The 12,499-nt window shown below is 53.7% G+C and carries 8 protein-coding genes; 4 read left to right on the top strand and 4 right to left on the bottom strand.

The window, feature by feature from the left end:
* The first annotated feature begins 124 nt into the window (after positions 1–124).
* From OB13_RS03850 to OB13_RS03840, 3 genes are all read left to right on the top strand, one after another.
* Positions 125–2,005 carry a M61 family metallopeptidase gene (locus tag OB13_RS03850; protein ID WP_461488827.1) on the top strand — a complete coding sequence of 627 codons (1,881 nt, stop codon included), beginning with the start codon at positions 125–127 and terminating at the stop codon, positions 2,003–2,005.
* A gap of 220 nt (positions 2,006–2,225) precedes the next feature.
* The gene (locus OB13_RS03845; protein WP_461488826.1) at positions 2,226–4,565 is read left to right on the top strand and encodes a TonB-dependent receptor; all 2,340 of its coding nucleotides are present in this window, start codon (positions 2,226–2,228) and stop codon (positions 4,563–4,565) included.
* Positions 4,565–5,371 carry a DUF4249 domain-containing protein gene (locus OB13_RS03840; RefSeq protein WP_461488825.1) on the top strand — a complete coding sequence of 269 codons (807 nt, stop codon included), beginning with the start codon at positions 4,565–4,567 and terminating at the stop codon, positions 5,369–5,371. Before OB13_RS03845 ends, OB13_RS03840 begins: the two co-directional genes overlap by 1 nt.
* Positions 5,372–5,501: 130 nt before the next feature.
* On the opposite strand, the gene OB13_RS03835 is transcribed toward OB13_RS03840, so the two are convergent.
* The 4 genes from OB13_RS03835 to OB13_RS03820 all read right to left on the bottom strand — a co-directional run bounded on the left by OB13_RS03835 (position 5,502) and on the right by OB13_RS03820 (position 11,196).
* On the bottom strand, positions 5,502–6,317 hold the full coding sequence (locus OB13_RS03835) for a purine-nucleoside phosphorylase (protein WP_461488824.1): 816 nt from the start codon (positions 6,315–6,317) through the stop codon (positions 5,502–5,504).
* A 273-nt stretch (positions 6,318–6,590) separates the two neighbouring features.
* Positions 6,591–8,354 carry a signal peptide peptidase SppA gene (gene sppA, locus OB13_RS03830; protein WP_461488823.1) on the bottom strand — a complete coding sequence of 588 codons (1,764 nt, stop codon included), beginning with the start codon at positions 8,352–8,354 and terminating at the stop codon, positions 6,591–6,593.
* A gap of 280 nt (positions 8,355–8,634) precedes the next feature.
* Positions 8,635–9,903 carry a replication-associated recombination protein A gene (locus OB13_RS03825; RefSeq protein WP_461488822.1) on the bottom strand — a complete coding sequence of 423 codons (1,269 nt, stop codon included), beginning with the start codon at positions 9,901–9,903 and terminating at the stop codon, positions 8,635–8,637.
* A gap of 129 nt (positions 9,904–10,032) precedes the next feature.
* A complete protein-coding gene (locus tag OB13_RS03820) occupies positions 10,033–11,196 on the bottom strand; it encodes an AI-2E family transporter (RefSeq protein WP_461488821.1) in 1,164 nt (387 codons plus the stop codon).
* A gap of 81 nt (positions 11,197–11,277) precedes the next feature.
* Here OB13_RS03820 and OB13_RS03815 point away from each other — a divergent pair, with 81 nt between their 5' ends.
* Positions 11,278–12,177: a DMT family transporter gene (locus tag OB13_RS03815; protein WP_461488820.1), complete on the top strand. Its 900-nt coding sequence runs from the start codon at positions 11,278–11,280 to the stop codon at positions 12,175–12,177.
* The last annotated feature ends 322 nt before the right edge of the window (positions 12,178–12,499 follow it).

Here is a 12,499-nt window from a genome sequence, read left to right as displayed (position 1 = left end):
CGGCTTTTTTTATTTGTTTAACGGGGCCGGGCCTGTTTCAATAGATAGTTTTCTGGAGCGCCGGCGACATCAAATCCAAAAACAAAGCGTATTCGTTAACTAAATGTTAACTCACATCCCATTTATGAAAATCAAACATCTCCTGCTGTTGCTTGGCCTCTGCCTCAACCTGGGTTGCGCTTCTGTGGCCACCAAATCAAAGTCTGCTGCGGACGAGCGCTATAGCTTTACCATCGACCTGACACAGGTAAAAAATGACAAAATTCAGGTGACCATGCAGGCGCCGGCTATCAAGCAGGACTCGATCATCTACAACATCCCTAAAATAGTGCCCGGTACCTATTCGGTTTCAGATTTTGGCAAGTACATCTCCTCCTTCACCGCCTACGACGCGAAAGGAAATACCCTGCCGGTAGAACAACTCGATACCAACCGCTGGCGCATCAGCAATGCCACCAACCTCGACAAGGTCACGTACTGGACCGACGATACCTTTGATGCAGCAAAGCGGGAGGACGTTCTTTTTGAGCCGGGCGGCACCAACATTGAAGAAGGCAAAAACTTCCTGATCAACACCTTCGGTTTTATCGGGTATTTCGATGGCCTCAAGCAGGTGCCGTATGAACTGACGATCACCAAACCACAGGGCTTCTACGGGTCCACCCCGCTCAAAGCCGTGTCGACTACGGCCACCTCGGATACCTACCTGGTACCCAACTATGTAGAGCTGGCCGATTCGCCGCTGATGTACAACAAACCGGATACCACCGTACTCAACCTGGGGGAAACAAAAGTGCTGGTGTCGGTCTACTCACCTTCGGGCAAAGTCACCTCCCGGCCCATTGCCGACAACATCCAGGATATACTCGAAGCGCAGCGCAGTTACCTGGGCGGCACCCTGCCCGTCGATAAGTACGCTTTCCTGATCTATGTACCGGAAAAGCCAGGCAAATCCGGCTCTTACGGAGCACTGGAGCACGCCAACTCTTCGGTCTATTACCTGCCCGAAATGCCGGAAGACCGCTTCAACAGCACCATGCGCGATGTGGCAGCCCATGAGTTCTTTCATATTGTTACCCCGCTGTCCATCCACTCCGAAGAGATTCACAACTTCGACTTCATCAACCCGAAAATGTCGAAGCACCTGTGGCTGTATGAAGGCGTAACGGAGTACTTTGCCTCGCATGTGCAGGTATACGAGGGCCTCATCCCGCTGGAGGAATACCTGGAAAAGGTGCGCGAGAATATCTATACCTCCCGGGACTACTACAACGACTCACTGGCTTTTACCGAAATGAGCGCCAAGGTGCTGGACAAATATGAGAAAGAGTATGGCAACGTGTACCAGAAAGGCGCCCTCATCGGGCTGGCCCTCGACATACAACTGCGGGAGCATTCAGCCGGCAAAAAAGGGTTGCGCGACCTGATGCAGGAGCTCTCCAAAACGTATGGCAAGGACCGACCTTTCAAGGACGAGGAATTGTTCGATAAGATCACCGAGCTTACCTACCCGGAAATACGCACTTTCTTTGCGCGGTATGTGGAAGGTCCCGAGCCGCTTCCCCTGCAGGAGCTTTTTGACAAAGTAGGTATACGCTATGAACCCATCTCCAAACAGCTGGTCAATTCCTACGGTGGTTTTGTGCCGGGGTATGACAAAGAAGCCGATAAGATCACCGTAGCAGAAACCGATGAGATGGATGCGTTCGGCAAAAAAATGGGATTTAAGGAGGGGGATCAGCTGCTTGCCTTCAATGGAAAGGAAATCACGCCGCTCAACATCCGCGAGATCATAGGAGAAGAACTGCAGCAGGCGAAGCCGGGCAGCAAAATTGAGTTCACCGTAGGCCGCGAAGATGGCAAAGGCACGGTGCAACCCAAAAAACTGACAGGCAAGGTAACCCAGGTATCCCGCGAAGTCCTGCATTTGCTGACGCCGGAAGAGAACCCGACCCCGCAGCAACTCCAGCTCCGCGCCGCCTGGCTGAACAACAACATCCAGTAGCCGGATAAATCCTGCCTGGCTACCTGCCCGGCAGGATTTATCCGAAGCTATTTTCACCTCCTATACCTACCAGCCCGGCAGCCGCAAACAGGCTGGCGGTTGCCGGGCTGACTTCTGTACCTTCGCCCGGTTTTCACAGAAACAATCACCCGCTTCCCGGGTTTATCCTGCAGTTCAGTATGATTTATTATCTTTGTTTCTCAATTAGCTGATTTGCACTTTGTTAGTAATACCACTCCCTTCCATACCTTTCCCGGCCCTCGTAGTATACCTGCTACCGCTGCTCTGCCTTGTATTTCCGGAAGCGATGGCCCAGCGCAGCTATATCCTTAGTGGCTATGTGCGGGCGGCAGAAAGCAAGGAGGCCCTCGTCGGGGCCACGGTAGCTGTACCCAGTCTGAGGCTGGGCACTGTAACTGACGAGAAGGGGTTCTACAGCCTGCAACTGCCTGACGGAGACCACACCCTGCAGGCGACCTACATTGGCTATGCGATCACTATCCGCCCTATTACAATACGGGGCAGCAACCAGACCCTCGACATACAGATGGCCTCCGGCAACAGCCAGCTGCAGGAAGTGCTGGTGGAAGCCAACACACTCCAGCAGAAGCTCAACGACAACCGGATGAGTGTAGAGCTGCTCACCACGAAAGAAGCCAAACTGCTGCCCGCTCTTTTCGGCGAAGTGGACCTGCTCAAGACGCTGCAGCTCAAACCCGGAGTGCAGTCGGGGGGCGAAGGAGCTTCCGGGCTCTATGTGCGGGGGGGCGGCCCTGACCAAAACCTGGTGCTACTCGATAACGCGGTGGTCTACAATCCGTCTCACCTGTTCGGATTTTTCAGCGTGTTCAACCCCGATGCCATCGAAAGCGTGGAGCTTTACAAAGGAGGATTTCCGGCCCAGTTTGGCGGCAGACTCTCTTCGGTCGTGGATGTGCGTATGCGCGAGGGCAACAAGGAGCGCATTACGGCCACAGGCGGGCTCGGGCTTATTGCCTCGCGCCTTACCGTAGACGGCCCTCTCGTCAGGGATAAATCGTCCTTCCTCCTTTCCGGCCGCCGTACCTACTTCGATATTTTTACGCGCCAGATAAACCGCCTGCAGGAAGACAGCAAGGATTATAGCCCTATCCCGGATTATTACTTCTATGACCTCAACGGCAAGGTCAATTACAAACTGGGCGAAAAGGACGAACTCTTTCTGAGCGGCTACTATGGCCGAGACTTCTTCGGATTTGAAGATGAGGATTTCACCTTCGGCTTCGACTGGGGCAACAAAGTGGGTTCCTTGCGCTGGCAACACAAATTCAATTCCCGCCTGCAGGCCAATACCACCCTTTCCGGCTCCAGCTACGAGTATAACATCAAGAACAAGATCGATGTTTTCAGCTTCAACCTCACGTCTGATATCCGGGACATCAGCTTAAAAACGGATTTTGACCTGATCCTGAACAAGGGGCACAACCTGCAGTTTGGCGCCCAGGCCACCCGGTATCAATTTACGATCGGGCGCCTTAACTTCGACTCCGACGACGACCGCCTGGCTTTTGCCTCGGGTAGTGACTACGAAGCGACAGAAGCCGCCGCGTATGTGGCCGATGACTTTCAGGTCAGCTCCCGTTTATCGCTTAACTATGGCCTGCGCTTTTCGGGCTTCCACAGCGGCGGCAAGACCTATACCGGCCTCGAACCGCGTGCTTCTGCCAAATACAACCTCACGGAGCGTACGGCCCTCAAAGCCAGTTATGCCAGCATGATGCAGTACATCCACCTGGCCGCGAACTCCGGTGCCTCGCTGCCTACCGATATCTGGTACCCCTCCAACAACTATGTCAGGCCACAGCGCTCCCAGCAGGTAGCCGCCGGCATCAGCCATCTGCTGGGCAAGGGGCGCTACCTGCTCACCAACGAGGTATACTACAAGTGGATGAACCGCCAGCTCGACTTCCGCGACGGGGCCAACCTGTTCGTGAACGACAGCCTGGAGCAGGAATTCCTGTTTGGCAAAGGGGAAAGCTACGGCAACGAGATCTACCTGGAAAAAATTTCAGGCAAAACCACCGGCTGGATCGGCTACACCCTCTCCTGGACCTACCGCACCTTCGACGGGATCAACGAAGGCCGCCGTTTCCCGACCCGCTACGACCGGCGCCACGACCTGAGCATCGTGCTGCTGCACAAGCTGAGCAAGCGCGTCAGCCTGACCGGAGCCTTTGTGTATGGCACCGGCAATGCTTTTTCACTGCCGGTCGCGCGCATCGCTTTTCAGGATGTGGAGGGCAAGAATGCGACAGTGGTACCCGTTTACAGCGACCGCAACAGCTTCCGGCTGGCAGCCGTCCATCGGCTGGATCTGGGCCTTGTGCTCAAGCTGCGCCCCAGGAACGGGGAATCGGACCTGACCTTCAGTGTCTACAATGCCTACAACCGGCGCAATCCTTACTTTGTATATTTTGAGCAGGTGAAGGACGAGAACGATGAAGAAACGTTGACTTTTCAGGGCAAGCAGGTTTCCCTGTTCCCGGTCATCCCCTCGGTTACCTATAATTTCAAATTCTGATGAAGAAGACGCTATCCCTGTTCCTGCCCCTGCTTGTGTTGCTGCTACAGGCCTGTGATCTTGAAAAAGACGTGGACATCGACCTGCCGCCCCACGAGTCGCAAATGACGGTGGAGTGCTACCTGGAACCCGGCCAACAGTACCGGGCTACCATACTGGAAAGTGTGAGCTACTTTGAAGAGCCGCGGGTGCCGCTGGTGCGCGATGCCAGGGTATACCTGATACACAACGGCCGCAGGATAGAGCTTGACTTCGGACCCTACCTGGAGGAGGAAAGCGGTAAGTATTATACCCACCACTCAGAAGAGGTTTTTACGGGAAAGCCGGGAGATGTGTATTTCCTGGAGGTGAAGGACGAAAAAGGCCGCATGATAACGGGCTCCACCACGATTCTGGACCGGGTCCCGATTGACACCATTGAGTGGAAATTCAACGAAAAAGAGAAGGCCTACCTGCTGACCTGGTTTCAGGATGATCCGTCTCAAAACAACTTCTACCGCTACATGATCAACCGCGACAGCCTGGAACGCTCGTCGAGCCGGGATTTCGTGTCTTCTGACGAGCTGACCAACGGCAAGCGTGTCTCGTACGGCACGGCCTATGACTTTGAGAAGAACGATACGCTCATTATTTCGCTTTACCATGTCGAGGAGCAGTACCACGACTTCCTGGGCTCTATTTCGGATGCCAAAAATGCCAACGGCAATCCTTTCGCCCAGCCCTCCAGAATAAAATCAACGGTGAAGGGCGGGATCGGCGTCTTTACTAACCTGGCCTACGACCGCAAGACCGTCATCATACAGTAATCCCCGATTCGCATTTGCCGGTCGCCGGCAGGTATAGCCGGCTTCGAAAACAGCAAAAGGCGGAACTGTAGGAGCAGTTCCGCCTTTTGCTGTTTTGAGGGATAGCCCCGGTTTCAGGTATAGCATGCTCTTACTGCAGCCGGATCAATTCCCGGATCAGCATCGTCATGCGGGGCTCGGCGATGGCCGCTGCCGCCAGTATGTCTGCCAGGTTTACTTTTTTGATACGGTCCGGTGTTCCCATGTCGGTGATGACCGAGATGCCGAAGATCTTCATGCCCATGTGGCGGGCAGCGATCGCTTCCGGCACGGTAGACATGCCCACGGCATCGGCGCCGATCCGGGCGATGTAAGCATACTCCGCTTTTGTCTCCAGCATGGGGCCCGGCACGCTGGCGTATACGCCTTCGCGCAGGTCAAAGTCCGCGTCTTCGGCAATCACCATGGCCTGCCGCACCATGTGCTCATCATATACATCGCTCATATCGGGGAAGCGGGGTCCCAGTTCATCCAGGTTCTGGCCGATGAGCGGGTTGGAAGGCTGCAGGTTAATGTGGTCGGTGATCACCATCAGGTCCGAAGTGTTGAAGGACGGGTTCAGTCCGCCGGAGGCATTGGAGATGAACAGCTTCTGCACGCCCAGCAGCTTCATCACGCGCACCGGGAACACGACCTGGTGCATGGTGTAGCCTTCGTAATAATGGAAGCGCCCCTGCATCACGACCACACGCCGGCCGGCCAGTTGCCCGAAAATCAGGCGGCCTGAGTGGCTCTCTACCGTAGAAACAGGGAAGTGCGGAATATCAGCATAGGAAAGGCTGTGTTCGATCTCTATCTCGTTTACCAGTGCTCCTAATCCCGTACCCAGTATGATCCCGAACTCGGGAGCGAATTGACCGGTTTGGGCCTGTATGAAAGAAGCGGATTCTTGTAGTTGCTGCATCATATGCGTTAAGGTATGAATGTGGTATGTGTGCTTGTAGCCTTTTGACTGCGCGAAATAGGGTATTTAAAATGACACAGGAAATGATCTGCATCATCTGTGTCTCCTCATACGCACATTTGCCCTGAGCGGCATCAAAAGGAACTCCTGCCGGCAAGTTGCAAAAAAAGAAACTGTCCTAAAACAAAAAGCTCACTGACCTGACGCCAGTGAGCTTTCGGATAAGTTAATCAGATAAAGAAGTGGCGGCTATACCTGCAACCACACGTTGTTACACTATTGTATGCTCAGTTCGTACGGCATGCGGGCCTGTATCCCCTGCATGTTCTCGACTTTCTTATACATCTGGTAGAACGGGTATAGCTCCCCCAGTTCGGCCTTCACGGCACTTTGTCTTACCTGCGCACCGGCATCACCGAACATCTCCTCCACGAAAGACTTGCGGCGTGGCAGTTCCTTCAGGCGGTAATCATCGGCTATACCTACTCTGGCAGCTGCTATTTCGATCGCCTTCTCCAGGCCACCGTGCACATCGACCAGGTTACGTTCTTTTGCCTCTATACCTGACCACACACGACCCGATGCATACTGCTTCAGCTCGTCCTGCGTCATGCCTCTTCCGTCTGCTGCTTTCTGGGTGAATACTTCGTAGATCTTGTTGATCTCACGCTGCACGATGTCCTGCTCAAACTGCGTCATCGCGCGTGTGACAGTCGGCATATCGGAGTGCTTGCCCGTGCTCACACGGTCTACCGTAATCCCCATTTTGTTTTTCAGGAAGCCTTCCATGTTGGGCACTATACCGAATACGCCGATGCTGCCGGTGATCGTGTTCGGATGGGCTACGATCGTATCGCAGCCCATGGCCATGTAATAGCCGCCGGAGGCTGCCATATCCGACATAGAAGCGATAACAGGCTTCACTTTCCGGGTTTCCTGTATCTCTCTCCACATCACATCGGATGCCAGCGCGCTGCCACCCGGTGAGCTGATGCGCAGCACGACAGCCTTCACGTTCTCATCCTGGCGGGCGTTGCGCAGGGCTTCGGCATAGCGCATGCTGCCAATGTTGTCTTCGTCGCCTTCGCCATCCACAATGTCGCCTTCTGCATATATGACCGCAATCCGGTTCTTGGACGTGCTGCCTTTCTCTGTGTCAGCCGCTTTCTTATACTTGGCCAGGCTCACCAGCTGCAGCTTTTTGTCTTTCTCAATGCCCGCCTGCTCTTTCATGTAGTCGATGGCTTCGTCGTAGTAGCCGATGTCAGTGACCAGACCATATTTCTTGGCATCTTCTGCCTCGCGCACGAGCACGTTGTCTGACACATTCTTCAGTTCCTCATAGGTCTTGCCCCGTGCTTCGGCGATCTTGCGCAGCTGGTAGTCATTGATCGAGTTCAGGAACGAGTTCATCTGCTCCCTGTTTGCCTCGCTCATCTTGTCCAGGAAGAAAGGCTCTACAGCACTCTTGAACTCGCCTACCTTAAAGATAGTGGGTTTGATATCCAGCTTTTCCAGAGTGCCTTTGAAGAAGAAAACCTCAGAGCTGATGCCGTTGAACTCCAGCGTGCCCATCGGGTTGAGGTAGATCTTATCGGCTACGGAAGAGAGGTAATACGCTTTCTCGTTGGTCATATCGCCGTAGGAAACGACAAACTTGCCGGACTTTTTGAAATCGATCAGTTCATCCCGTATCTCTTCCAGCTTGGCCATACCGGCGTCCACGAAGCGCATGTTCAGGAATATGCCTTTTACATTTTCATCGTTCTTTGCCTTGCGGATCGATGCCTTGATCTGATCCAATCCATCGCTGCTGGAAACTCCGAAGTAGGATAAACCGAGTTCGTTGAAAGGGTTGGAAGGGTCCCGCTCCGTGATCTGCTTGTCTAGTTTGAGTTCCAGTACGGAGTTCTCTGCGATGGTCACCTCTCCTTTGGAGGCTGTGCTGGCTACAATGCCGACCATGATCAGCACACCCAGGAAAAAGAATACGAACAGGCCCAGTATGGTTGCCAGTACATATTTCAGGAAGTTTAACATATAGGTAAGGGTTAGGATGTTTTGTTACGATCAGGAGACCTTATGTCTCTCCTACAATATGCGAATTTAGGGCTTATAGTTCATTACAGCAGCCTCTCCGAAGCACTTCTCGACCAATCGAGCCATTTCATAGACCAAAGGTTAATTGCTAAATGGCAACATGGTTAAATTGTTTAATGTTAAATGCTGATTGTTAGGCGCACGATTCGGACAGGCCGCGACCTGTCCCTGCAAGAGCGTATACCTTCTTATCTCTTCAACTCCTAAACTCCCAAACTCCTCAGTACCTGTACTTCTTTCCCCACTGCGCCTGCAGCTGTTTGCGCATTTCGTTTTCGCGGCCGTTCTGGCCGGGCTCGTAGAAGGTGGTGTTGTTGAGCCCGTCGGGCATGAACTCCTGCTGCACAAAATTGCCTTCGTAATCATGTGCATACTTGTAGTTGTTGCCGTAGCCGATCTCCTTCATCAGTTTGGTCGGCGCGTTGCGGATGTGCAGCGGCACAGGCAGGTTGCCGGTCTGCTGCACCATCTGCCGGGCCTGCTTGATGGCCTTGTACGAAGCATTGCTTTTGGGAGAAGTGGCCAGGTATACGGTGCACTGCGACAGGATGATTTCCGCCTCAGGGTAGCCGATCATCTGCACTGCCTGAAAGCAGGAAGTGGCCATAAGCAAGGCGTTGGAGTTGGCCAGGCCGATGTCTTCGGAAGATGCGATCAGTAGCCGGCGGGCGATAAATTTCGGATCTTCCCCGCCTTCGATCATACGGGCCAGCCAGTACACGGCCGCGTTGGGATCCGAACCCCGGATAGACTTGATAAAGGCCGATACCAGGTCGTAGTGCATCTCCCCGGACTTGTCGTAGAGCACGATGTTCTGCTGGGCCACCTGCTTCACCAGGTCGTTGGTGACCACGACCTCCTCGCCCTGCACGCCTTCTGCCACGATCTCAAGCAGGTTGAGGAGCTTGCGCGCATCGCCTCCCGATATGGTCAGCAGCGCCTCGTACTCTTCTACCCGCACCTTCCGGTGGCGCATCCATTCGTCCGAGGAGAGCGCTTTGTCTACCAGTTCGATCAGCTCGTCCTTGCTCAGGTGTTGCAGGATGTATACCTGGCAGCGCGACAGCAAAGCCGATATCACCTCAAAAGAAGGGTTCTCGGTCGTAGCGCCTACCAGCGTCACGGTTCCTTTCTCTACGGCGCCCAGCAAGGCATCCTGCTGCGATTTGTTGAAGCGGTGTATCTCGTCAATGAAAAGCACTGTGCCCTGCCGCTTTTTGGCCTGGTCGATCACTTCCCGGATATCTTTTACGCCGGAATTGATGGCGCTAAGGGCCACGAAAGGCACCTTCATCTGGTTGGCAATGATGTTGGCCAGGGTCGTCTTGCCCACGCCCGGAGGCCCCCACAGGATCATAGACGGAATGACGCCCCCTTCGATGTAGCGGCGCAGGATGCCGTCCGGCCCTACCAGGTGCTTTTGTCCGTAATACTGATCAAGGTTGTGGGGCCGCAAGCGCTCGGCCAAAGGTATGTTGGGGTGAATCATCTGCTCTTTACTTTCTCCGGGATCGGTTTAAAACAAAGCTACGAATTTGAAGGGAAAGAGGTAAATATAAACCCGGTCTTGCAGATTCCTATACCTGATTCCCCTGCATTTGCAAGAAGCGGTGCTCTGTCAGCTCAGATTATCCTTTTCCTTTTTGGTCGTTGGCTCTATTTCATTCTCCCGCTCCAGCTTCTTCCGGATGGCTTTGGTATCCCAGCGGAGCACGGGTATTTCCATGGGGCTGCGTGAAGGGCGCTCATCGCCAAACAGCACCCCCCACTGCTTGAACTGCTCGCTTCTGTCGAATACGACCTTGAGCACGGCAATGATGGGCAGCGACAGAAACATACCGGCTATACCTGCGATCTCACCGCCTACGATCACGCCCACAATGGTGGCCAGCGCATTGATCTTGACTTTGGAACCCACAATGCGCGGCATCAGGATGTTGTTGTCCAGGAACTGGACGGCAGCAATCGTACCCAGCACAGCCACCACCGGCCACAGCTCTTCGGACGAAGCGAGCGTGAGCAGCACCCCGATGATGTTCCCCAGCAGGGCACCCACATAGGGGATCAGGTTGAGAAAGGCGAAGATGATACCGATCAGGAGCGCATGCTTGATGCCGATGATCATCAGGATACCTCCCAGCAACACCGTCATGTACGTGATCTGGATCAGCAATCCGAAGAGGTAGCTTTTGATGATCACCTGCATTTCGCGCAGCGTATCCTCCACTCCCTCGTGGCTATCGCGCGGAAACCACAGAAATACGAAACGCAGCAGCAGGTTCCGGTAAAAGAGCAACAGGAAAATGTAAATGGGCAGCAAACCCAGGAATATAAGTGTCCCGGTTACCCCTCCGGCCAGCCCGCCCAGCAGGGAGCCGGCATAGGTGAGCAGGTTGTTGCTCTGTTCGTTGATAAACTTAAGCTGCTCCTGCGAAGACCAGGGCGTCTTGCTGCCAAGCCATGAGCTCAGGGCAGTCAGGTGCCGCATGACGTTCTTCTGAATAGCCGGGAAATCGCGTATCAGGATGCTGATCTGGGAAGAAAAAAACCAGACGATCAGCCCCAGCGCCACGATAAGAGCCAGCAGGCTCACGCCGATGGCCAGGGCCTCCGGGAACTTCCTGTTCCGGAAAAAGCGGTAAAGCGGCAGCAGCATAATGCTTATAAAAAAGGCCATCAGCAGGGGAGCCAGCAATCCCTTGCCCAGCACTACGATCCAACCCAGAAAAAACAGGCCTGTGATTTCGATGGACCTTCTTACCGTTAACGGTATTTCCTTCATGCAGCGAATGATTTAGAGTATATCCTGATTGTTGCTTGTCCTTATACGATGCAAAAGAAATAAGCACATACCTTTGCAGGTATGAGTAAACAGGTACAGGTGCACGCGGCGCTTTTTCTGGTAGCGCTGATCTACGGAAGCAACTACAGCATCGCCAAGGAGGTGATGCCGGCGTATGTGGGGCCTTTTGGCCTGATCGTGATCCGGGTGGTGTCGGCGGCGCTTTTCTTCGGCATCTTTGCTCGTTTTGTGACGAAAGAGAAAATTGTGGGCAGGGCAGACAACATCCGGGTGATCCTTTGCGGCGTGACCGGAGTAGCCGTGAACCAGCTGTGCTTTTTCGGCGGCCTCAACCTGACGGCTCCCATCAATGCGGCCCTGCTCATGGTCATTGTTCCGGTAGTAGTCCTGATCTTTTCGGCCATGCTTTTGCGGGAGCGCATCGGCCAGCGCAAGATAACAGGTATAGCCCTGGCCTGCCTGGGCGCTTTTCTGCTCATCTATACCTCGCGGGGAGAACAAGCATCGGGCAATCTCTGGGGTGACCTGCTCATTATTCTGAATGCGACTTCCTTCGGCCTCTACCTGGTGCTGGTCAAGCCGCTGATGCAGCGCTACCAAGCCATTACCATCGTCAGCCGCATTTTTTCGGTAGGAGCCGTTTTTGTGATTCCGTTTGGCATGCAGCAAGTGATGGCACCCGCGTACAGCAGTTTCCCGACCTCTATCTGGCTGGCGATCCTGTTTATGGTAATTGCCGTCACCATTCTTGCCTACCTGCTCAACACCTGGGCCCTGCGATATGCCAATCCGTCGCTGGTGGGAGCCTACATTTACCTGCAGCCTGTTATGGCCATCGTGATCGCCATCGCCCTGGGCAAAGACACGTTCACGATGCAGAAAGGCCTCTACGCGCTGCTCATCTTTGCCGGCGTATACCTGGTGAGCCAAACGAAACAACATGCTTTGAAACAGGCTTAAAACCGGGCTGCCAAAGGCTGCTTTTCCGTGCTTATTTTTTACCCGCACGCTGCCTTTTTCCTCTTACGGGCCGCCTTGCCTGCCATACCCTGCCCTCATACGATTTCTAAAAAAATCTAAATTCGCCGGCTTTTTTTAACCTTACAATTCCACTTCTTTCAACCCCTCAATAATTGCCATATTATCAAAACAACATTAATACTTTTATGAAACTGGCAATTTTTATCTTTAGAACCATACAGTCTCTAAGATTAAGACTTTGTTTTTGCAAAAGCATTATCCTAAATTCAGAATTCTGCACTGTCAAGGTGCACCTGAAATT

The organism is Pontibacter sp. HJ8, assembly GCF_054824225.1.
This window is presented reverse-complemented; position numbering and strand designations above follow the sequence as displayed.

Coding starts and splice junctions, on each gene's coding strand:
- OB13_RS03840 (WP_461488825.1), top strand. CDS start 4,565: ATGAAGAAGACGCTATCCCTGTTCCTGCCCCTGCTTGTGTTGCTGCTA.
- OB13_RS03850 (WP_461488827.1), top strand. CDS start 125: ATGAAAATCAAACATCTCCTGCTGTTGCTTGGCCTCTGCCTCAACCTG.
- OB13_RS03835 (WP_461488824.1), bottom strand. CDS start 6,317: ATGATGCAGCAACTACAAGAATCCGCTTCTTTCATACAGGCCCAAACC.
- sppA (WP_461488823.1), bottom strand. CDS start 8,354: ATGTTAAACTTCCTGAAATATGTACTGGCAACCATACTGGGCCTGTTC.
- OB13_RS03825 (WP_461488822.1), bottom strand. CDS start 9,903: ATGATTCACCCCAACATACCTTTGGCCGAGCGCTTGCGGCCCCACAAC.
- OB13_RS03815 (WP_461488820.1), top strand. CDS start 11,278: ATGAGTAAACAGGTACAGGTGCACGCGGCGCTTTTTCTGGTAGCGCTG.
- OB13_RS03820 (WP_461488821.1), bottom strand. CDS start 11,196: ATGAAGGAAATACCGTTAACGGTAAGAAGGTCCATCGAAATCACAGGC.